At 71.9% G+C, this 20,401-nt stretch carries 20 protein-coding genes, 2 pseudogenes and 1 riboswitch; of the genes and pseudogenes, 18 read left to right on the top strand and 4 right to left on the bottom strand.

Annotation, left to right across the window (positions count from 1 at the left end; all coding sequences use genetic code 11):
• The first annotated feature begins 35 nt into the window (after nucleotides 1–35).
• The 4 genes from ACN6LD_RS19320 to ACN6LD_RS19305 all read left to right on the top strand — a co-directional run bounded on the left by ACN6LD_RS19320 (nucleotide 36) and on the right by ACN6LD_RS19305 (nucleotide 5,742).
• On the top strand, nucleotides 36–2,069 hold the full coding sequence (locus tag ACN6LD_RS19320) for a beta-galactosidase (RefSeq protein WP_445043832.1): 2,034 nt from the start codon (nucleotides 36–38) through the stop codon (nucleotides 2,067–2,069).
• Nucleotides 2,070–3,155: 1,086 nt separating this feature from the next.
• Entirely contained in the window at nucleotides 3,156–4,523 is a 1,368-nt protein-coding gene (locus tag ACN6LD_RS19315; RefSeq protein WP_319193947.1) for an MBL fold metallo-hydrolase, read from the top strand.
• 86 nt (nucleotides 4,524–4,609) lie between these two features.
• Entirely contained in the window at nucleotides 4,610–4,999 is a 390-nt protein-coding gene (locus ACN6LD_RS19310) for a rhodanese-like domain-containing protein (RefSeq protein WP_319193948.1), read from the top strand.
• Nucleotides 4,996–5,742, top strand: a complete 747-nt coding sequence (locus ACN6LD_RS19305; RefSeq protein WP_445043831.1) for a sulfite exporter TauE/SafE family protein — start codon at nucleotides 4,996–4,998, stop codon at nucleotides 5,740–5,742. Before ACN6LD_RS19310 ends, ACN6LD_RS19305 begins: the two co-directional genes overlap by 4 nt.
• Nucleotides 5,743–5,800: 58 nt before the next feature.
• Here ACN6LD_RS19305 and ACN6LD_RS19300 read toward each other — a convergent pair whose 3' ends face one another.
• Nucleotides 5,801–6,088, bottom strand: coding sequence for a metal-sensitive transcriptional regulator (locus tag ACN6LD_RS19300; RefSeq protein ID WP_319193951.1), 288 nt, complete (start codon nucleotides 6,086–6,088; stop codon nucleotides 5,801–5,803).
• An 81-nt stretch (nucleotides 6,089–6,169) separates the two neighbouring features.
• Here ACN6LD_RS19300 and ACN6LD_RS19295 point away from each other — a divergent pair, with 81 nt between their 5' ends.
• A complete protein-coding gene (locus ACN6LD_RS19295) occupies nucleotides 6,170–6,757 on the top strand; it encodes a rhodanese-like domain-containing protein (RefSeq protein WP_445043830.1) in 588 nt (195 codons plus the stop codon).
• A 228-nt stretch (nucleotides 6,758–6,985) separates the two neighbouring features.
• On the opposite strand, the gene ACN6LD_RS19290 is transcribed toward ACN6LD_RS19295, so the two are convergent.
• Both ACN6LD_RS19290 and ACN6LD_RS19285 read right to left on the bottom strand, forming a co-directional pair.
• The gene (locus tag ACN6LD_RS19290; RefSeq protein WP_445043829.1) at nucleotides 6,986–7,813 is read right to left on the bottom strand and encodes a DUF1684 domain-containing protein; all 828 of its coding nucleotides are present in this window, start codon (nucleotides 7,811–7,813) and stop codon (nucleotides 6,986–6,988) included.
• Nucleotides 7,814–7,881: 68 nt separating this feature from the next.
• Nucleotides 7,882–8,103, bottom strand: a pseudogene (locus ACN6LD_RS19285) (LLM class F420-dependent oxidoreductase); the annotation flags it as partial.
• Nucleotides 8,104–8,466: 363 nt separating this feature from the next.
• On the opposite strand from ACN6LD_RS19285, the gene ACN6LD_RS19280 reads away from it, so the two are divergent.
• The 13 genes and pseudogenes from ACN6LD_RS19280 (at nucleotide 8,467) to ACN6LD_RS19220 (ending at nucleotide 19,094) form a co-directional block, all read left to right on the top strand.
• The gene (locus ACN6LD_RS19280; RefSeq protein ID WP_319193954.1) at nucleotides 8,467–8,577 is read left to right on the top strand and encodes a putative leader peptide; all 111 of its coding nucleotides are present in this window, start codon (nucleotides 8,467–8,469) and stop codon (nucleotides 8,575–8,577) included.
• A gap of 254 nt (nucleotides 8,578–8,831) precedes the next feature.
• Nucleotides 8,832–8,940, top strand: a riboswitch (SAM riboswitch).
• Between the two features lie 324 nt (nucleotides 8,941–9,264).
• On the top strand, nucleotides 9,265–10,245 hold the full coding sequence (locus tag ACN6LD_RS19275; RefSeq protein ID WP_445043828.1) for an amino acid ABC transporter permease: 981 nt from the start codon (nucleotides 9,265–9,267) through the stop codon (nucleotides 10,243–10,245).
• Nucleotides 10,242–11,030, top strand: coding sequence for an amino acid ABC transporter ATP-binding protein (locus tag ACN6LD_RS19270; protein ID WP_319193957.1), 789 nt, complete (start codon nucleotides 10,242–10,244; stop codon nucleotides 11,028–11,030). The genes ACN6LD_RS19275 and ACN6LD_RS19270 overlap by 4 nt, the downstream gene beginning before the upstream one ends.
• Nucleotides 11,031–11,098: 68 nt before the next feature.
• Nucleotides 11,099–12,124, top strand: a complete 1,026-nt coding sequence (locus ACN6LD_RS19265; protein WP_445043827.1) for an ABC transporter substrate-binding protein — start codon at nucleotides 11,099–11,101, stop codon at nucleotides 12,122–12,124.
• A gap of 88 nt (nucleotides 12,125–12,212) precedes the next feature.
• Nucleotides 12,213–12,938 (top strand): GNAT family N-acetyltransferase, encoded by a 726-nt coding sequence (locus ACN6LD_RS19260; RefSeq protein ID WP_445043826.1) that lies wholly within the window; start codon nucleotides 12,213–12,215, stop codon nucleotides 12,936–12,938.
• Nucleotides 12,939–12,940: 2 nt separating this feature from the next.
• Nucleotides 12,941–13,084 carry a putative leader peptide gene (locus ACN6LD_RS19255; RefSeq protein ID WP_445043825.1) on the top strand — a complete coding sequence of 48 codons (144 nt, stop codon included), beginning with the start codon at nucleotides 12,941–12,943 and terminating at the stop codon, nucleotides 13,082–13,084.
• A gap of 77 nt (nucleotides 13,085–13,161) precedes the next feature.
• The gene (locus ACN6LD_RS19250; protein ID WP_319193962.1) at nucleotides 13,162–14,379 is read left to right on the top strand and encodes an LLM class flavin-dependent oxidoreductase; all 1,218 of its coding nucleotides are present in this window, start codon (nucleotides 13,162–13,164) and stop codon (nucleotides 14,377–14,379) included.
• Between the two features lie 21 nt (nucleotides 14,380–14,400).
• Nucleotides 14,401–15,780 (top strand): NtaA/DmoA family FMN-dependent monooxygenase, encoded by a 1,380-nt coding sequence (locus ACN6LD_RS19245; protein WP_445043824.1) that lies wholly within the window; start codon nucleotides 14,401–14,403, stop codon nucleotides 15,778–15,780.
• Nucleotides 15,777–16,043: pseudogene (locus ACN6LD_RS19240) on the top strand (LLM class flavin-dependent oxidoreductase); the annotation flags it as partial. The gene ACN6LD_RS19245 and the pseudogene ACN6LD_RS19240, both read left to right, overlap by 4 nt.
• A 34-nt stretch (nucleotides 16,044–16,077) precedes the next feature.
• Nucleotides 16,078–17,226 carry an LLM class flavin-dependent oxidoreductase gene (locus tag ACN6LD_RS19235; RefSeq protein ID WP_319193966.1) on the top strand — a complete coding sequence of 383 codons (1,149 nt, stop codon included), beginning with the start codon at nucleotides 16,078–16,080 and terminating at the stop codon, nucleotides 17,224–17,226.
• A 296-nt stretch (nucleotides 17,227–17,522) separates the two neighbouring features.
• Nucleotides 17,523–18,077 (top strand): NADPH-dependent FMN reductase, encoded by a 555-nt coding sequence (gene ssuE, locus ACN6LD_RS19230; RefSeq protein ID WP_445043823.1) that lies wholly within the window; start codon nucleotides 17,523–17,525, stop codon nucleotides 18,075–18,077.
• A 202-nt stretch (nucleotides 18,078–18,279) separates the two neighbouring features.
• Entirely contained in the window at nucleotides 18,280–18,699 is a 420-nt protein-coding gene (panD, locus tag ACN6LD_RS19225) for an aspartate 1-decarboxylase (RefSeq protein WP_057581060.1), read from the top strand.
• A gap of 47 nt (nucleotides 18,700–18,746) precedes the next feature.
• Nucleotides 18,747–19,094: a GNAT family N-acetyltransferase gene (locus tag ACN6LD_RS19220; RefSeq protein ID WP_445043822.1), complete on the top strand. Its 348-nt coding sequence runs from the start codon at nucleotides 18,747–18,749 to the stop codon at nucleotides 19,092–19,094.
• A gap of 770 nt (nucleotides 19,095–19,864) precedes the next feature.
• Here ACN6LD_RS19220 and ACN6LD_RS19215 read toward each other — a convergent pair.
• Nucleotides 19,865–20,401, bottom strand: a 537-nt coding sequence (locus tag ACN6LD_RS19215) for an NADP(+)-dependent, decarboxylating phosphogluconate dehydrogenase (RefSeq protein ID WP_458576032.1), incomplete at its 5' end; no start/stop codon positions are given.

Below are 20,401 nucleotides of genomic sequence, written 5' to 3'. Positions count from 1 at the left end.
GCCACCTGTCTCTGCTATCTCCCGGAGCACCACCAGTGAGCACTGAACGCGGTCTTCGCCTGCCCGGCATCGCCTATGGCGGTGACTACAACCCCGAACAATGGCCCGAGGAGGTATGGGCCGAGGACATGGCCCTGATGCGCGAGGCCGGGGTGAACATGGTCAGCGTCGGCATCTTCTCCTGGGCCCTGATGGAGCCGTCCGAGGGGGCCCACGACTTCTCCCGCATGGACAAGATCCTGGATCTGCTCCACGAGAACGGCATCGCCGCCGACCTCGCCACCCCCACCGCCGCCCCGCCCGCCTGGTTCTTCAAGGCCCACCCGGAGGCACTGCCGGTCGACCGCGACGGCCGCACGCTGGCGTACGGCAGCCGTCAGACCTTCTGCCCGTCCAGCCCCGCCTACCGCACGGCCGCGCTGCGCATCACGGGCGCGCTCGCCGAGCGCTACGCCGACCACCCGGCCGTCGTCATGTGGCACGTGCACAACGAGTACGGCTGCCACAACTCCGCCTGCTACTGCGACACCAGCGCCGCCGCCTTCCGCACGTGGCTGAGAGCGAAGTTCGACGACGACCTGAACGCCCTCAACGACGCCTGGGGCACTGCCTTCTGGAGCCAGTGGTACTACGACTGGGACGAGGTCATCCCGCCCCGCGCCACCGGCGCCGACCCCAACCCCGCCCACCGGCTGGACTGGCGCCGCTTCTGCTCCGACGAACTGCTGTCGCTGTTCACCGCCGAACGCGACGTGATCCGCCGCGCCGCCCCGGACACCCCAGCCACCACCAACTTCATGGTGATGCACAACTTCGACGCCCTCGACTACTGGCGCTGGGCCCCCGAGCTGGACGTCGTCTCCAACGACCACTACCTGCGCGCCACCGACGCGGAGTCGGAAGTCGACGTCGCGCTCTGCGGCGACCTGGTCCGCTCGCTCGCGGCCGGCCCGTGGCTGCTGATGGAACACTCCACGGGCGCCGTCAACTGGCAGCCCGTCAACCGTGCCAAGAACCCCGGCGAGATGCGCCGCAACGCGCTCGCGCACGTGGCGCACGGCGCCGACGGCATCGCCTACTTCCAGTGGCGGGCCGCGAAGGCGGGCGCCGAGCAGTGGCATTCGGCGATGTTGCCGCACGCGGGCACCGACAGCCGCATCTGGCAGGACGTCGTGCAGCTCGGAGCCGACCTGCGCGCCCTCGCCGAGGTCCGCGGCAGCACCAGCCCCGCCCAGGTCGCCATCGTCTGGGACTGGAACGCCCGCTGGGCCGTGGAACTGCCGTGCCAGCCCAGCGCCGAACTCCGTTTCCAGGACCTGGTGCGCCACTGGTACGCACCGCTGTGGCAGGCCGGGGTGTCCATCGACTTCGTACGTCCCGACACCCCCGACCTCGACCACTACCGGCTCGTACTCGCCCCCAGCCTGTACCTGGTCGACGACGCCGGCACGGCCGGTCTGACCGCGTACGTCGAGCGCGGCGGCACCCTGGCCGTCGGCTTCCACAGCGGTGCCGTGGACGAGAACTGCCACATCCGCCTGGGCGGCTACCCGGGCGCCTTCCGGGAACTCCTCGGGGTGCACGGCGACGAGTTGTTCCCGCTGCTGCCCGGCGTACAGGTCGGGCTGACCGGCCAGGTCCCGCAGGACGCGACCGCTGATCTGTGGACCGAACGCCTCCGGCTCACGGGGGCGGAGGCCGTCGCCAGGTACGCGGACGGACCCTTGGCCGACGTGCCGGCCATCACCCGCCATGCGTACGGCAACGGCACCGCCTGGTACATCGCCACCCATCCGGACCCCGCCACCCTGGCCGTCCTCCTGGAACGCATCCGCAAGGAGGCGTGCGTCCGCCCGGAGCGGGATGCGCCGTCCGGCGTCGAAGTGGTCAGGCGGCGCGGCGCGGACGCCGACTACCTCTTCCTGATCGATCACGCCGGCCGCGGCGCCGAGATCCCCGCCGATGGCGTCGAACTCCTCACAGGGAAACCGGTGGTGGGCTCGGTCACCGTCCCCGAGTCAGGCGTCGCCGTCGTCCGCGAGCCGCGGCCCGGACCGAGCGCGGAGTGAGGACGTAGCGCTCGGCTCCACCCCACCCCACGCCACGAAGAACCCCTCAGGACCGGGTCGTCAAGCCGTCGGCCCACTGGCACGGCGACGTGGCCCGAACCAACCAGACGCCGACATGACCCGCGGCCCACGACGCTGTAGGGCCCAGGCCGTCATGGCAGCCCGGCTGACGCCGGGCTGCGCGGCCGGACTGTCATCGAGGAGGCGCCGGTAGGCGTCGAGGTCTTCGGTCACCACCCGCAGGGAGTCCGGGGCGCCGGTGCGCAGCGGGCGTCCTGTACCCATCGGGCGAGACGCCGGGGGAGAGGCGCTCTCGACGACGACGCTCAGGCGTCAGGTCGGTGCAGTCGACTCGGCCCCTTGGCGCTCCGGGCGCACCACCGGTCGATCTCGACGCTGTCCGACGTCGCTTCGCCGCAGCAGCCCGCTCCCTGTGTGCCTTCGAACTCGGCCGGGCGTTGACCGATCGCGAGTGGAGGTGGCCCGGTGCGGCGTCGCAGGCCTGCCACGCCGGGCCACCGCAGGCCTCCCTCGACCTGGATCCGAAGGCCTCCCGTCAGACTGATCCGCTGCGGTCGCCGCGGTCGCCGTGGTCGCAGGGGTCGCAGGGGTTCCGCGCTGACGCTGAGCGTCCACGACGGCACCACCCCCACATCACGTCTCGACCCGGGCATCGCGTCCCTGTTCCTGTGGGTCGACGGGCGGTGCAGGGTTTTGTCCTCCAGGAGCAGGGCGCAGCCTCTTCGGCACGGCACGTGGAGATCCTGCGGCGGAGCGTCGGGGGCCGGCCGGTCTGTTCTCCCCGGTGGCGCCGTTGACCGCGCCCGCGTCGCATCGGTCCATCACATGCGCCCCGTGTCGTGCCCCAGCGCCTCGGCACCCGACGTCCGGCGCGAGCTGCAGCCGGCGGTGCGGGCGCGCTCCGAGGCGCGCGGCGACGCTCGGGCCCGCCACGGCGGTGAAGGCACCCGGTCCGTTCATCGGCGATCTTCCCGGTTCCCGGTCCTCAGAATACCCCCCGGGGTACTCGTGCTACCTTCGTAGGCATACCCCCCGGGGTAATTGACCGCTGGAAGGGAGTACCTCGTGTTCTTCGTCGACACGATCGAGTTGTCGGGTCTCGGCAACCGGAGCTATCTCGCGGGCGGTGAGGAGACCGCGGTGGCGGTCGACCCGCCGCGCGACATCGACCTGGTGATCGCCGCGGCCGTCCGGCGAGGGGTGCGGATCTCCCATGTCGTCGAGACGCATCTCCACAACGACTACGTCACCGGAGGCCTGGAGCTGGCCCGGGTCGTCGGCGCCGCCTACCTCGTTCCCGCCGGGGCCCGCGTCTCTTTCGAGCGCATACGGGTGCACGACGGCGACCGCACGCAGATCGACACCCGCGCCGGCCTGTCCCTGCGGGCGCTGGCCACACCCGGCCACACCCCGCACCACACCTCCTACGCGCTGGAGGAGAACGGCGCCGCGGTCGCGGTGTTCAGCGGCGGTTCGCTGCTGATCGGCGCCGTGGGCCGACCGGACCTCGTCGAACCGCGGCTGACGGAGCGGCTCGCCCGGGCCCAGCACGCCTCTGCCCACCGGCTGGCCGCCGAGCTGCCCGAGGACGCGGCGGTGCTGCCCACGCACGGCTTCGGCAGCTTCTGCTCGTCCTCGCAGTCGCGGGGCGACGCCACGACCGTCGGCAAGGAGAAGGCGTCCAACGAGGCCCTGACACGGGACGCGGACACCTTCGTCGCCGACCTGCTGGCCGGCCTGGACGACGTCCCCGCCTACTACTCGCACATGGGGCCGGCCAACGCCGCCGGACCCGCACCCGTGGACCTCACCCCACCCGCCGTGGCCGACGCCGACGAGATCGCCGACCGGCTGGCGGCGGGGGAGTGGGTGGTGGATCTGCGCGATCGCGTCGCCTTCGCCGCCGGGCATGTGTCCGGGTCCTTCAACTTCGAGGCCGAGGGACAGCTCGCGACGTATCTCGCCTGGCTGATTCCGTGGGACAAGCCGGTGACCCTGCTCGCCGAGTCCCCCGGACAACTCGCCCGAGCCCAGCGTGAACTGGTCCGCGTCGGCATCGACCGGCCGGCCGCGGCGGCCGTCGGCGGGCCGGCCGACTGGCTGCGCGAGGGCGAGGCGCCGACCTCCTACCGCCGTGCGGCGTTCGCCGATCTCGCGGGTCGTCATCCGGGTGCGGGTGTCGTCGTCCTCGACGTCCGGCGCGGCTCGGAGCGGGCGGGCGGCTACCTCGACGGCTCGCTCCACATCCCGATCCACACCCTGCACGGCCGCCTGGACGAGGTCCCCGACGGTGAGGTGTGGGTGCACTGCGCGGGCGGCATGCGTGCCGCCGTCGCCGCCTCCCTGCTGGACGCCGCCGGACGTGACGTCGTCGCCGTCGACGACTCCTTCGACGCGGCCGGCCGCGCCGGACTCCTCATCCGCAACCCCTGACACCGCAATCCCCGAGGGCGTGAGGTGTCATCGGGACCCCCGCCGATCTCCGGTACCGGCACGGCAGACAGGAGCGCGAAACCGACATGAGCATGTTCCGACGAGTGCAGAGAGGCGCGGGCCGGGTGAGCGTGCAGGAGGCGGCCGTCCGCACCGGCCACGGAAGCGCCGCCGACGGCACGGTCGACGCCGTGCTGCTGGACGTGCGCGAGTCCCACGAGTGGCACGCGGGGCACGCACCCCGGGCGGTGCACCTGCCGCTCTCCGCGCTGGCCGCCGGCGCGGGGCTGCCCCCTCATGCGCAGGCGCGGCCCCTGATCGTGATCTGCCGCGCCGGGACCCGTTCCCGGCAGGCGGCCGAACTGCTCGCTGCCCGCGGCGCGCCGGCCGTGGACGTGATCGGCGGAATGAGCGGCTGGGCGAAGGCGGGTCTTCCGGTCGTGGACGCCCGCGGCGGACACGGCGCCGTCGCGTGAGTGCTCTCGTGCTCGCCCTGGCCGCCGGGGCGGTCATCGGCCTGGCGCTCGGCGCGCTCGGGGGAGGCGGCAGCGTGCTGGCCGTGCCCGCCTTGATCTACCTGCTCGGCTTCAGTCCGGTCGGGGCCACCACCGCGAGCCTGGTCGTCGTCACCGTCACCTCGGTCACGGCCCTGTCCGCGCACGCCCGCGACGGGAATGTCCGCTGGCGGACGGGGCTGTTGTTCGCGGCGGCCGGGATCGGTCCGGCGATGCTGGGCGGCGCACTGGCCGCCCGTGTCCCGGCCGCCGCCCTGACGGCGGGCTTCGCCGTGGTCGCGGGAGCGGCCGCCCTGGGCATGCTGCGGCCGAGGCCGGCCGCCGAGCGATCGGTGACGGTGCGGCCGACGCGGGCAGCGGGGGCCGGCGCCGGACTCGGCGCGGTCACCGGCGTTCTCGGGGTCGGCGGCGGCTTCCTCGCCGTACCGGCGCTGGTGAGCGTGCTGGATCTACGGATGCGCAACGCGGTGGGTACCAGCCTGCTGGTGGTCACCGTCAACTCCCTGGCCGCGCTGGCGATGCGTGCGGGCACGGTCGAGAAGCTCGACTGGGCGGTCGTCGGTCCCTTCGTCGGGACCGCGATCCTCGGTGCGTGGGACGGCAAGCGGTTGGCCGCGAAGGTGTCCGGGCGCACGCTTCAGCGGATATTCGCCGCGGTGCTGCTGGCCGTGGCGGCCTCCATGCTGGTCGACGCGGCACGGTGACGGCCGGCGAGGCGCGGGCTCGCGTGCCGGCGGCGGTGAGCGCCGTCGACACCCGCTCTCAGGCCAGAGACAGGAACAGTCTCTCCAGCCGTGCGCGCATGGCTGCCGTGTCTTCACCGTTCTTGCGCCCGGAATCGAGGTCGGCAACGCACTGCTGCAGGCCGGTCGCGATGATCGCGAAGCCGGCCCGGTCCAGCGCGCGGGAGGCGGCGGCGAGCTGGGTGACGACGTCCTCGCAGTCACGCCCCTCCTCGATCATCCGGATCACTCCCGAGATCTGACCCTGCGCGCGACGCAGCCGGTTCAGCACGGCTTTCAGCTCCGCGCCCTCGAGCTCCAGTTCCACGATCACTCCTCTGGCAATACCCCTAGGGGTACTCTACGTCCCGGTCCGGGACGACGTCGACCATCAAGGATCACCTCTGCCATGACCCACGTTCCCGTCCCCCGCGCCCTCGGCGCCCAGCAGGCGCGCACCCGCATCCACGAGCTGACCGTCATCGACGTGCGCACCCCCGCCGAGTACGCCTCAGGGCACCTGCCCGCAGCCCTGAACATCCCCCTCGACCGCATCCGGCGCGCACTGCCGGAGATCCGGCACGCCGCGCAGGCCGGAGACGTCCTGGTCGTCTGCGCCTCCGGAGCCCGCTCGGAGAAGGCCTGCAGGATCCTTGCCGCGCAGGGCGTCGTCACCGCCACCCTCGTCGGCGGCGCCGAAGGCTGGACCGCCAGGGGGTACGACCTGCACACACCGGCCGCCCGTGACACGCGGGCGGGCTGGAGCACGGAACGCCAGGTCCGCTTCACCGCCGGCAGCGTGGTCCTGCTCGGCGTCCTTCTCGGCCTGCTCGTGCATCCGGCCCTCCTGCTGATACCGGCCGGCATCGCGGGCGGCCTGGTCTTCTCCGCCGTGACGAACACCTGCGGGATGGCGGCCGTGCTGGGCAGGCTGCCCCACAACCGCCCTGGTGCGGCCGATCTGAACGCCGCACGCGCGGCTCTGCGCAACCGCTGAACCCGGTGCCCGTGGGGGACCACCGATGACGACCGGCACACCGTCCGGGCTCGCGTTCCGCTCGGGTGGCGTGGTGCAGGAGGGCAGTCCCCGGCCTGCGGGTCGACCGCCCGTCAGTGCAGGAACGTGAGGGCGTTCTCGATGGCGAACAGGATCCCTTTCGGGCCCGGCACTCGAAGAGTCGGAGTGCTTCTCAAGGCCGGTGTACGCGTGCGCGGTCGTGCCGGCTCAGGAGCCGCCGCGCTCGCGGGGGATCTTCTGACCGGCCTCGATCGCGACCGGCAGCCGGTTCTCGGCCGGGGGCAACGGGCAGGTGGCCAGATCCGTGTAGGCGCACGGCAGGTTGGTGGCCCGGTTGAAGTCCAGGACGACCGTGCCGTCGGCTGCGGGCGGAGCGAGGGCCAGGGACCGGTTGGCGGCGTAGGTGGTGACCCCGGAGGTCGCGTCGGTGAACAGCACCATCAGCCGGCCCGCACCATGGCCGGGGAACGCGGTCAGCGACAGCGGGCGCCCGTCCAGCTCGAACTCGACCCTGCCCGGAGCGTCGTAGACATGCTCAAGGCCCTCGACCGCGGCGCCCACGGTGGTCGGCCGCGGAGTGTCGAAGGGGATGTAGCGGCCCTTCACGGCCCAGCGCGGGTCGGGGGCGTAGGCGGGCGTTCCGGTGAAGGCTGTGCGCAGCGGCGCGTCCGGGTGCCGGGGGCGCACGATGTCCTGGCCGCCGCGCTTGGCGACCTCGATGACGGCGTCTCCCCAGACGGCGTCGACGCCGCCACGCTCGGGAAGCACGCCGAAGCGGTGCTCGCCGCGTACCGGCGTCCCGTCGACGACCAGTTCCTCGCCCGCGTCGAGGTTCACGACGACGCCTTCGGGGCCGGTGGTGCGCCACGCGCCGGGCGCGTCCGGGAAGCGCTGCGGCCCGTCGTCGAGCCAGTGCAGGCCGGTGATCGCCAGGAACCCGTGCGGGGCGGCGAGCCGGGCCTCCTGGGCGCGGTACCACTCCAGCCAGGTCTCGGTGAAGGCGTGGAGGTCCGTGGCGGTGGCCTCGGTGGTCATGGGAATCTCCTTTGTGTCGGGGCGTCTTCGGGCAGGGGATGAGGGGGCCCTCGAGCCGACGCGCGTACCTAGCCGGCCGGTTCGCCGAGGATTCGCCAGGTGCGTCGGCGGTCGGCTTCTCCCGCGATCTCGGCGGCCGAGAACACGGCCTCCGTGGCGCCGGCGTCGCGGTAACGGCGTACCTCGGCCTCGACGGTCTTCTCGTCGCCGATCACGGCCAGGTCGGCGGCCCGTCGGCCGCCGGAGAGTTCGACGGCCCGCGCGTAGGACGGGATCTGTTCGTAGAAGGCGTGAGCCGCACCGAAGGTCTGCCCGCACCGGGCCGACGTGACAGCGAACTCCGCGGCCTGCGCGGTCAGTCGGACGGTGGCGTCGACCTGGCTCGGCGCGGCGGACGCGTTGAGCGCTACTCGGACAGTCATGTCAGTCAGAACGGGCGTCGGCCGAACCCGCATTCCGGTCGGCGTGTGACAGCTTCTTGTCAGTCATGTGTACAAGGGACGGCCGGCGGCTCGGCCCGCAGACGTGCGGTGGCTGTGTCGAGCGGTGCCGCCGTCCATCGGGGCGTCCGCGATGCGGGACGGCCCTCTTGACGGCGATGCCGGTCGGATCGACACTCACCGAGGGAATCCTAGTGAATAGGTAGGGAAAATATGAGACGCCTGGAGCCGGTCACCGCACGCGTGTGCCGTTCGCCTCTTCTGACCTCCCGCCGTCACATCGATCTGCTGCGCGTCTGCAGCGCGATCAGCCCCCAGGGCTGAGCAGGGGCCCATCCCGTCCCGGCGGCGCCCGCGCCGGCGTGACTCATGCGTCCGCCGTGCACGGATGAGCCCCGCTCCCGCACCCGACGTCGCGTCAGCCGCGCGTACGTCCGCGCCCGCTCCCGGGGAGAGTCATCCGCCGGAGCAGCCGTCCAGATCCTGGACCGGGCGGCACACTCAGCCCATCAGCTGTTCCGCCTGGTGGACCGGCGTTGACATTCGTTCGGGCACTTGTCTTGACTGTGGCCCAGAACGGTCATGAGCGTCAGCGACAAGCCCTGGCTGGCTGACCGGCAACCCTCGCACCGCGGTGGGGTGCCCCAGGTGACGACCGGACCGAAGAGGATTCGGTAAGCGCGAGGCCCGCAGGGCCGGAACGGTGAAGGTGACGCCATGTACGCAGCTCCCAGGACGGCCACGCGCCGCCCACAGGGCTGCGTACAGCCGTACCCGAACCCTCTCGTCGCCGATCGTGCCGTCGACCTGCTCCGCGTGAACAGCGCACTGTGTACCGCACCGGGCCGTGCCCGCTGTCGGGGCTGACCTCTCCCCGCAGCCCCCGCATTCCCTGACGAACGCCGCCCGAGCGGTGTGCCGTCGTCCTCCCCGCCCCCGGTGTCCCGCCGTCATGTGCGCTGCCGCATGCCGCCGCGCCTGAGGGGTGTACCCACCCAGCCGGAGCCCACTATGAGTGAACCCCCTGGTGCCACCGTCACCCTTCCCGAAGCGCCGACCGCCGACGAACCGTCGAAAGCCCTCACCGCCCAGAGAGTTCTGCCGTTGAGGCGGCCAGGGCGCTGGATCGCCACCGCGTTCGTGTTGGTTCTGGTCGCCCAGTTCGTGCACGGACTGGTCTCCAACCCCTTCTACCAGTGGGACCGCTGGGGCTACTGGTTCCTGCGCCCCACCATCCTCGACGGCCTCGTGATCACGCTCGAAGTCACCGCCTACAGCGCCGTGTTGGGTCTGGTCGGCGGCGTCCTGCTGGCTCTGGCGCGGCTGTCGAAGAGCCCGGTGCTGCGCGCGGTCAGCTGGACGTACGTCTGGGCGCTGCGCTCCATCCCGCTCATCGTGGTGCTGCTCTTCCTCTACAACTTCAGTGCTCTGTACCGGACGTTGAGCGTCGGCGTCCCCTTCGGGCCGGCCTTCTTCTCCTTCGACGAGTCGAAACTCGCGACCGACATGGTGATCGCCGTCATCGGCCTCAGCCTCAACGAGGCCGCCTACGCGGCCGAGGTGGTCCGCGGCGGCATCCTCTCCGTGGACCAGGGCCAGCACGAGGCGGCCGCCGCGCTCGGCCTGCCCAAGGGCTACCAGTTCCGCAGGATCGTCTTCCCGCAGGCCCTCAGGTCGATCACCCCGAACTACGTCAATCAGCTGATCGGCCTGATCAAGAGCACCTCGCTGGTCTTCTACGTCTCGTTGCTCGACCTCTTCGGCACCGCGCAGAGCATGGGCTCCACCTACCCCGGCGACATCGTGCCGCTGCTCCTGGTGGTGACCGTCTGGTACCTGATCCTGACCAGCGTCGTCTCCGTGATCCAGTTCTACGTCGAGCGGTACTACGCCCGCGGCGCCACCCGCGCGCTGCCGCCGACGCCCCTGCAGAAGCTCCGGGCCGGCCTCACCGACCTGCGTGCCCGTGTCCGCCGGGAGGCCGCGGTATGAGCAGCACCGACACCCTGGAGACGGCCCCTGCCGCCCTGGAGATCCACGACGTCCACAAGTGGTACGGCACCCATCGCGTCCTCGACGGCATCGACCTGACCATCCGCCCCGGCGAGGTCACCGTCGTCCTCGGCCCGTCCGGCTCGGGCAAGTCCACGCTCCTGCGGGTCGTCAACCACCTGGAGAAGCCCGAGATCGGCCATGTCAGCATCAACGGCGAGCCGATCGGGGTGAAGCGCCAGGGCGACCGGCTCAAGGAGTTGAGCGAGCGCGCCATCCTGGCCCAGCGCGGCCGGATCGGCTTCGTCTTCCAGAACTTCAACCTCTTCCCGCACCTGACCGTCCTCGACAACGTGGCCGCGGCCCCCGTCGCCACCGGAAAGCTGACCAAGGCCGAGGCACAGGCACTGGCGAAGGAACTCCTGGAACGGGTCGGCCTCGGCGAGCGCATCGGCGCCTACCCCCGGCAGCTCTCCGGCGGCCAGCAGCAGCGCGTCGCCATCGCCCGCGCCCTCGCGCTGCGCCCCGGCGTGATCCTCTTCGACGAACCCACCTCCGCCCTGGACCCGGAACTCGTCGGTGAGGTCCTCGCCGTCATCAAGGACCTGGCCACCAGCGGCACCACGCTCGTCATCGTCACCCACGAGATCGGCTTCGCCCGCGAGATCGCCGACCGGGTCGTCTTCATCGACCAGGGCCGGATCGTCGAGCAGGGCCCGCCCTCCGAGGTCCTCGACAGGCCGCGCCACGAGCGGACCAGGGATTTCCTCAGCAAGGTCCTGTGAACCGCCGTACGCCCAGAACTCCCCCCACGCCAAACCTCCGCACCCTCCTCCAGCGACAAGGAACGGCCATGCCCACCTACTTCACCCGACGCAGCCTGAGCAGAGGCATCACCGCGGCCACCGCCGTCGCCGCCCTCGCCACCGGGCTCGCCGCCTGCGGGGGCGACAGCGACGCGGCCACCACCACCGCCGACGCCAAGCCCGGAGAGGTCGTCGTCGGACGGGTCTCCAACGGCGCCGGCACCGAGACCACCATCAAGGTCTCCGAGGTCAGGTCCATCAGCGCCGAACTGCCGGCGGCCCTCCGCAAGAGCGGCAAGCTCGTCATCGGCGAGGGCGCCCTGCCCGCCGGATTCCCGCCGCTGGCGTACGTCGGCAGCGACCAGAAGACCCTCACCGGCTCCGAACCCGATCTCGGCCGTCTGATCGCCGCCGTCTTCGGACTCACGCCGGAGATCAAGAACTTCACCTGGGAGAACATGTTCGTCGGCATCGACAGCGGCAAGGTCGATGTGGCCCTCTCCAACATCACCGACACCGAGGAACGCAAGAAGAAGTACGAGTTCGCCTCCTACCGGCAGGACAACCTCGCCTTCATCGTGCCGAAGAAAAGCACCTGGAACTTCGACGGCGACTACGAGAACCTCGACGGCAAGACGATCGCCGTCGGCTCCGGCACCAACCAGGAGAAGATCCTCCTGGAGTGGAAGGCGAAGCTCGCCAAGGAGGGCAAGAAGCTCACCGTCAAGTACTTCCAGGACAGCACCAGCACTTTCCTGGCGCTGAACAGCGGAAAGATCGACGCCTCCTTCGGCCCCAACCCCGGCTTCGCGTACCACAACCGCCAGGTCGCGAACACGCCCGACGCCACCCGCATCGCGGGGACGTACTCGGGCGCCGGCGCGAGTCTGCAGGGCCTGATCGCGGCCACCGCGAAGAAGGACAGCGGCCTGGCCGAACCGCTCGCCGACGCCGTCAACTACCTGATCAAGAACGGTCAGTACGCCCAGTGGCTCAAGGCCTACGACCTCTCCAACGAGGCCGTCGCCAAGTCCGAGGTCAACCCGCCCGGACTGTCGCTCGACAACTCCTGACCACCGAGTGCCGGGCCCTCCACCGCCGCCCCGCGGTGGAGTCCCCCGCGCCGGACATCCCGAGCCGCACCCCGGAGACTGCCACGCCATGTCCGTCATCGCCCTCGACGCCAGTTCGTCGTACATCCTGGACAACCCCGCCTGGGCCGCACTCACCGGCCCGCACGCTCACTTCGCCGAACGCGTCGGCCACGCCGTCCGATACCAGCAGGACGTGGCCCCCTTCCACGCCGTCTCCGACGAGGACGACCCGCGCGCCTGGGCCGACCTCGCCGTACTCGTCGGCCCCGGCGGGACCGCCGCGGTGCGAGGCGTGACCGAGGCGGCGGAGGGCTGGGAGGTCGTGCACACCGGACACGGCGTCCAGCTCGTGGGCACCGCCCTGCGCGCGGAGCCCGACCCCGAGGCCGTACGGCTCGGCCCTGACGACGTGCCCGAGATCCTGGACCTGGTCGCCCGCACCGAGCCGGGCCCCTATCTGCCCCGCACCGTCGAGCTGGGCGCCTACCTGGGCATCCGCCATGAGGGCCGGCTGATCGCGCTGGCCGGAGAGCGGCTGCACCCGCCGGGCTGGACGGAGATCAGCGCCGTGTGCACCGACCCCGCCCACCGCGGCCGGGGTCTGGCCACGCGTCTGGTCCGCGCTGTCGCCGCCGGCATCGAGGAGCGCGGCGAACGCCCCTTCCTGCACGCCGCGGCCGCCAACGCGAACGCGATCCGGCTGTACGAGTCGATCGGCTTCACCCTGCGCCGTCGTACCGCCTTCTCGCTCGTCCGGCACACCGCTGCCGCCGTGCCGGAAGAATCGGCATAGCCGTGCCGTTGTCCTTGTCGAAGGCGAGTGCCCGGACCACCCGGACGGAGGTGCGACGCGTGACGCGTGTACTGCGTGCCGTCCGCCTTCACTCCCGGCCCCACATCGACCTCCAGCGCGTGGCCGGCTCCCTCTGTAGCTCCTGACCCCGTCTCCCCAGCCGCCGTGCGCCCCGATTCCCGCGGGCCGGCGATCTCGTACGGATCTCCAGGAAGGCACCCTCGTGTCCTCGACCCCCGTTCCCCCTCTGCATCTGGCTGTCGCTCTCGACGGCACCGGCTGGCACCCCGCCTCCTGGCGCGAGCAAGTGGCCCGCCCCCGGGACCTGTTCACCGCCGGATACTGGGCCGACCAGGTCACCGAGGCCGAGCGCGGACTGCTCGACTTCGTCACCTTCGAAGACGGCCTCGGCCTGCAGTCCTCGCACTACGGCGAGCTGGACGGCCGTACCGACCAGGTGCGCGGCCGCCTCGACGCCGTACTGATCGCGTCCCGCATCGCGCCCCTCACCCGGCACATCGGCCTGGTCCCGACCGTGATCGCCACCCACACGGAGCCGTTCCACATTTCCAAGGCGATCGCCACCCTCGACTACGTGAGCACCGGCCGCGCGGGCCTGCGGGTGCAGATCAGCGCCCGTCCGCACGAGGCCGACCACTTCGGCCGCCGTACCCTCTCGCCGATCAACGCGGAACAGCTCCGGAGCCCGGCCGGACAACAGCGGCTGACCGACCTGTTCGACGAGGCCGCCGACTACGTGGAGGTCGTGCGCCGGCTCTGGGACAGCTGGGAGGACGACGCCGAGATCCGGGACGTCGCCACCGGCCGGTTCATCGACCGCGACAAGCTGCACTACATCGACTTCCAGGGCAGGCATTTCAGCGTCAAGGGACCCTCCATCACCCCGCGCCCGCCGCAGGGCCAGCCTCTCGTCACCTCCCTCGCCCACCAGACCGTGCCGTACCGGCTGGTGGCACGCCAGGCCGACGTCGGCTACGTCACCCCGCAGGACGCCGTGGACGCCCGGGCGGCGGTCGCCGAGATCCGCGCCGAGCAGGAGGCGGCCGGGCGCGCCGGCGAACTCCTGCACGTCTTCGGTGACCTGGTGGTCTTCCTGGACGACGAGCAGGCCGCCGCCGAGGACCGGCGCGCACGTCTCGACGCCCTGGCGGGAGAGCCGTACACCAGCGACGCCCGTGTCTTCGCCGGCACGCCCACCCGACTCGCCGACTTCCTGCAGGAGCTGACGGCGGAGGGCGGCCTGAGCGGCTTCCGGCTGCGGCCCGCCGTCACCGGACACGACCTCCCGGCGATCACCCGGGGCCTGGTCCCCGAGCTCCAGCGCCGGGGCGTCTTCCGCACCGCCTACGAGGCCGACACCCTGCGCGGCCTGCTGGGCCTCGCCCGCCCCGCCAACCGCTACGCCGCCGCGACCGTCTGAGCCGGAAGGACCCGCACCGACATGACCAGCAAGCCGCTGAAGCAGATCCATCTGGCCGCGCACTTCCCGGGCGTCAACAACACCACCGTGTGGAGCGACCCGAAGGCCGGCAGCCACATCGAGTTCGACTCCTTCGCGCACTTCGCGCGGACCGCCGAACGCGCCAAGTTCGACTTTCTCTTCCTCGCCGAGGGCCTGCGCCTGCGCGAGCAGGGCGGGAAGATATACGACCTGGACGTGGTCGGTCGGCCGGACACCTTCACGGTCCTCGCGGCGCTCGCCGCCGTCACCGAGCACCTCGGCCTGACCGGCACCGTCAACTCCACCTTCAACGAGCCGTACGAGGTGGCCCGCCAGTTCGCCGGCCTCGACCACCTCTCCGGCGGCCGCTCCGCCTGGAACGTGGTCACCTCCTGGGACGCCTTCACCGGCGAGAACTTCCGCCGCGGCGGCTTCCTGCCCCAGTCGGAGCGCTACTCCCGCGCCAAGGAGTTCCTGGCCACCACGAACGAGCTGTTCGACTCCTGGCACGGCGACGAGATCCTTGCCGACCGGGCCTCGGGTGTGTTCCTGCGGGACGCGAAGGCCGGCTCCTTCGTCCACACCGGTCAACACTTCGACATCCACGGCCAGTTCAACGTCCCGCGCTCCCCGCAGGGCCGCCCGGTCATCTTCCAGGCCGGCGACTCCGAGGAGGGCCGCGAGTTCGCCGCCTCCTCCGCCGACGCCGTCTTCAGCCGCCACGCCACCCTGACGGACGGCCAGGCCTTCTACACGGATGTCAAGAACCGCCTCGCCAAGTACGGCCGCCGCCACGACCAGTTGCTGATCCTGCCTGCCGCCTCCTTCGCACTCGCCGACACCGACACGGAGGCGGAGGAACTCGCCAGGGAGGTGCGCCGCCAGCAGGTCAGCGGGGCCACAGCCATCAAGCACCTGGAGTTCATCTGGAACCGGGACCTGTCCTCCTACGACCCGGAGGGCCCGCTGCCCGACGTCGACCCGGAGGTCAGCGACGACCACATCTCCAAGGGCCGCGCCCAGGTGCGGATGTACCGCGACCCGCTGGCCACCGCCCGCGAGTGGCGCGACCTGGCCGCCGCCAACAAGTGGTCCATCCGCGACCTGGTCATCAACACCGGCAACCGGCAGACCTTCGTCGGCTCCCCGGCGACCGTCGCCAAGACCATCAACGACCACGTCCAGGCCGACGCCGGCGACGGCTTCATCCTCGTCCCGCACATCACCCCCACCGGCCTCGACGTCTTCGCCGACAAGGTCGTCCCACTGCTCCAGGAACAGGGCGTCTTCCGCACCGACTACGAGGGGCCGACCCTCCGCCACCACCTGGGCCTCTCCCACCCGGACGACCTGCGGGGCGATCAGCGGGTGGCGTCGTGAAGTTCCTCGCCGTCACGCTCGTCGCGCACCGCCCGGACCCCGTCACCGGGGTGCAGAAGTCCGTCCACGACCGCTTCCGCGAGGTCCTCGACAGTGCGCTGCCGGCCGAGGAGTCGGGCTTTGACGGCTTCGGCGTGGGGGAGCGGCACGAGCGGCCGTTCATCTCCACGTCCCCCACCGTCGTCCTCGGCCATGCGGCCGCCCTGACGAAGCGGGTCCGCCTGTTCACGGCCGTCACGACGCTCAGCGCCTGGGGCCCCGTTCTTCCGGCATCACCGATCACTCAGGAGTCCGCCCGTGTCTGACATCTCCCTCGGCGTCCTCGACCTGGTCCCGATCCCGTCCGGTTCGACGGCAGCCGATGCACTGCGCAACTCCATCGACCTCGCCCAGCAGGCCGAGCGCTTCGGATATGCCCGCCACTGGTTCGCCGAGCACCACCTCAATCCCGGCGTGGCCGGCACGTCACCCGCCGTCGTCCTGGCGCTGACCGCATCCGCCACCTCCACCATCCGGCTCGGTTCCGGGGCCGTGCAGCTCGGGCACCGCACGGCGCTGTCCACGGTGGAGGAGTTCGGCCTGCTCGACGCGCTGCACCCGGGCCGCTTCGATCTGGGCCTGGGCCGCTCGGGTGGCCGCCCGCCGGGACAGCCGGCCGCACCGTTGCCGACGGCGACCCCCGTCGTCGACGGCCGCACCCCGAACGGCCTGCTGATCCCGCCCCGCTTCTCCTTCGAGCATCTGCTCGGCTCACCCCGCATCGCGCTGCAACGCAGGCTGCTCCTGCTGCCGGGGGCCGAGTCGCAGGACTATGCCGAGCAGATCGACGACATCCTCGCCCTGCTGGCGGGCGCCTACCGTTCACCGGAGGGCGTCGAAGCGCACGTCGTGCCGGGGGAGGGCGCCGACGTGGAGGTGTGGATTCTGGGCAGCAGCGGTGGTGAGAGTGCCTCGGTCGCGGGCCGCAACGGTCTGCGGTTCGCGGCGAACTACCACGTCAGCCCGGCCACGGTCCTCGACGCGGTGGAGGGCTACCGGTCCTTCTTCCAGCCCTCCGAGTTCCTGGAAAAGCCGTACGTCAGCGTCTCGGCGGACGTCGTCGTCGCAGAGGACGACGCGACGGCGCGCGAACTCACCACCGGCTACGACCTGTGGGTGCGCAGCATCCGTTCCGCCGAGGGAGCCATCGAGTTCCCGACGCCGGAGGAAGCGCGTGCCCACCCGTGGACGGACGAGGACCGTGCCCTCGTCCAGGACCGCCACGACACCCAGTTCGTCGGCTCGCCGGGCCGGGTGGCCGACCGGTTGGAACAGCTGCAGGAGGCCACGGGCGCGGACGAGTTGCTCATCACGACGATCACTCACGACCACGTGGACCGGGTCCGCTCGTACGAACTGCTCGCCGAGGAATGGCGCCGACGGGGTCACTCCTTCCAGCCGAGCTGATGCCCGGCGTCCCGACGACGAGGCGCTCGAATCGCCGCACACGCGCGCAGACCCGGCGAGCAGCCCCGCGCGGGTCGTCCGCCGGGAGTACGAGCTGTGGGGCCGAAGGTCTGGACGCCTTCCGGCGCAAGTCCGCACCCGCACCCGCACCCTCCACGACGCTGTCGCCGCACAAGCGGCGAGAGGCCGGGCGCCGGGTCCTCGAGGGCGAACTGCCCGAACCCACCTGGCACTCCTGACGACCCTCAGCGGGCCTCCCCGGCGGAGCCGCCCCCTTCTCCCCTGAAAGAGGACCCATGGCCACTGTCCTGTCCGTCTCCGGCAGCCCTTCCGCCTCCTCCCGCACCAGCCGTCTGCTGCGCCACCTGGACCAGCGACTGACCGCTCTGGGGCACGAGGTCGTCCCGCTCGACGTTCGCACCATCCCCGCCGAGGCCCTGTTCGGCGCGGACTTCCGGCATCCAGCGATCGTCGCGGCCGCCGGACTGTTCGCGGGCGCCGACGGCGTCGTCGTAGGAACGCCCGTCTACAAGGCGTCGTACTCCGGAGTCCTCAAGGCGCTCCTCGACCTGCTCCCGCAGTACGCACTGACCGGAAAGACGGTCCTCCCTCTCGCCACCGGCGGCTCCGTCGCGCATGTCCTGGCCATCGACTACGCCCTGCGTCCGGTCCTCAACTCCATGGGCGCCGCGCACATCGTGCAGGGCTGGTTCACCCTCGACAAGGACATCACCGCCCACGACGACGGCTCGGTCACCGTCGCGCCGGCAGCCGGCGAGGCCCTCACCCAGGTCGTCGACCAGTTCGCGCTGGCGTTGGGCCGTGGCCCGCTCCTGGCCGCGGCGAGCTGAGGCCATGACCGCACACGTTGTCACCGACTGCGCCGAGTCGTCGCTGTCGCCTGGACGGCGCAGATATGCGCAGGTCAGGAGTCAGGTCACAGAAGCGCACGATGTCCCTGGAGGCCTTCGACCGGACGGCATGTCGATGTACAGTGTGGGCGCCCCTGACCTGCAAAAAGGCTAGCAGGGAGCCGTCTTCCAGGAGTCCGACATGCTGCGCACCATGTTCAAGTCCAAGATCCACCGTGCCACCGTCACCCAGGCCGACCTGCACTACGTGGGATCGGTGACCATCGACGCCGACCTGCTGGACGCCGCCGACCTGCTGCCGGGCGAACTCGTGCACATCGTCGACATCGACAACGGGGCGCGGCTGGAGACGTACGTCATCGAAGGGGAGCGCGGCTCCGGTGTGATCGGCATCAACGGCGCCGCCGCGCATCTCGTGCACCCCGGAGACCTGGTGATCATCATCAGTTACGCTCAGGTGACCGACGCCGAGGCGCGGGCCCTGGAGCCGCGGATCGTGCACGTGGACCGTGACAACCGGATCGTGGCCCTGGGCGCCGACCCCTCGGAACCGGTACCGGGCACCGACCAGGAGCGCAGCCCGCACGCGGTGTCGGTCTGACCGACGCAGTCCGCGTACCCTCCGCATCCACCGCACCGGGAGTGCCCATGAGCGACATCGAGATCCGCGACGACCGGGCGGCGGGCCGCCTCGAAGCCCTCGGTGACGGCGGCGAAGTCGTGGGCCGCATCGAGTACTTCGTCCTGGAGTCGCCCGCGCCCGCCCTGGTCCCGGTGCACACGATCGTCGAGCCGGCGCACGAGGGCAAGGGCATCGCGGGGTCGCTGGCGCGCGAGCTGTACGCCATGTCCGCGCGCGAGGGCGTGCCGGTGGCGCCGCTGTGCCCCTACGTCGTGAAGTGGGCCGAGCGCCACCCCGACGAGGCCCCGGCCGCGGACCCCGCGCTGCTGAGCGCCGCGAAGGACTGGCTGCGCGCCCACCCCGGCCGGTTCTGACCTTCGGGTCCGGGCCTGGGCGGGCCGCCCTCCGGCGGTCCGCACGTGAGGCGGCCCGGCATCCGGGGGACGGCAGGCCGGGCGGCTCGCCGTCCGGCGGCCCGTGAGCCGGGCGATGTGCGGTCCCGTCGGACTGCCGTCCCGTTGTCCGGTCGGTCTGCGGTGCCGTCGGTCTGGCGTTCCGGTGGGCCGGCGGTCTGCCGTCCAGACGGCCTGGTGTTCCGGGTGATCGGGCGTGGGCGGTCTCTGGGGCGGTCGGCTTCAGGCCTCCACGGGCCGTCGCCCCCGCCGTCCGCTCGGTGACGTCGGGGCGGAGCACGGTCGCGGCCGGGCGGGTGAGTGTGCGGGGCGGCCCCGGGTACGCGGGGGAGTAGTTCCACAGCCAAGCCCCCGCAAGCGGCCGGAGGACACGATGACCGACCCGTACCCCGACCCCGTCCCGCCCGGGCCGACGCCGGGCCCCGACCCGGTTCTTCCGGAGCCCTTCCCGAGCCCGGTGCCCACGCCCGAGCCGCAGCCCCCGGGCCCGCAGCCCCCCGGCCCGCAACCGCCCGGCCCGGATCCCGCGCCGCCCCCGCGGCCCGGCCCGCCGGACCCCTCGCCGTCGCCGATCCCGCCGGGGCCGGAGCCGGTCCCCAGCCCGGAGCCCGGCCCGCCCCTGACCTGACGCGGCGGGGGGGGGGGGCCTCGACGCTGCTCACCCCCCCCGCCCTGCGGGCCGTTCTCAGAGTGCTCCCCGGGCGCTCCCCGGGTGCTCCCGGGAACGTCGCCTACGCGTCCACCTCCGAGCGGTCCCCGCCCCACAGGGTGTGGAACGCTCCCTCGCGGTCCACCCTCCGGTAGGTGTGCGCCCCGAAGAAGTCCCGCTGCCCCTGGGTGAGCGCCGCGGGCAGCCGCTCCGCCCGCAGGGCGTCGTAGTAGGCCAGTGCCGCGGCGAAGCCGGGTGTGGCGACGCCCTGCAGCGTCGCCGACACCAGCACCTCGCGCCACGCGTCCTGCGCCGCCGAGATCTCGGAGGCGAACGTCGCGTCCGAGAGCAGGCTCGGCAGGTCGGCCCGGGCGTCGTACGCGGCCCGGATCCGGTCCAGGAACGCCGCGCGGATGATGCAGCCGCCGCGCCAGATCGAGGAGACGGCGCCGAGGTCGATGTCCCAGCCGTACTCCTCGCTGCCCGCCGCGATCTCGTGGAAGCCCTGCGTGTACGAGACGATCTTGGAGGCGTACAGCGCCTGCTCCACCCGGTCGGCGAAGGCCTGCGCCTCGGCCTCGCCCAGTGCGGCGGCCTTCGGCCCCGCAAGACCGCGCGA

The organism is Streptomyces sp. SAS_272, from assembly GCF_052543235.1.
This window is presented reverse-complemented; position numbering and strand designations above follow the sequence as displayed.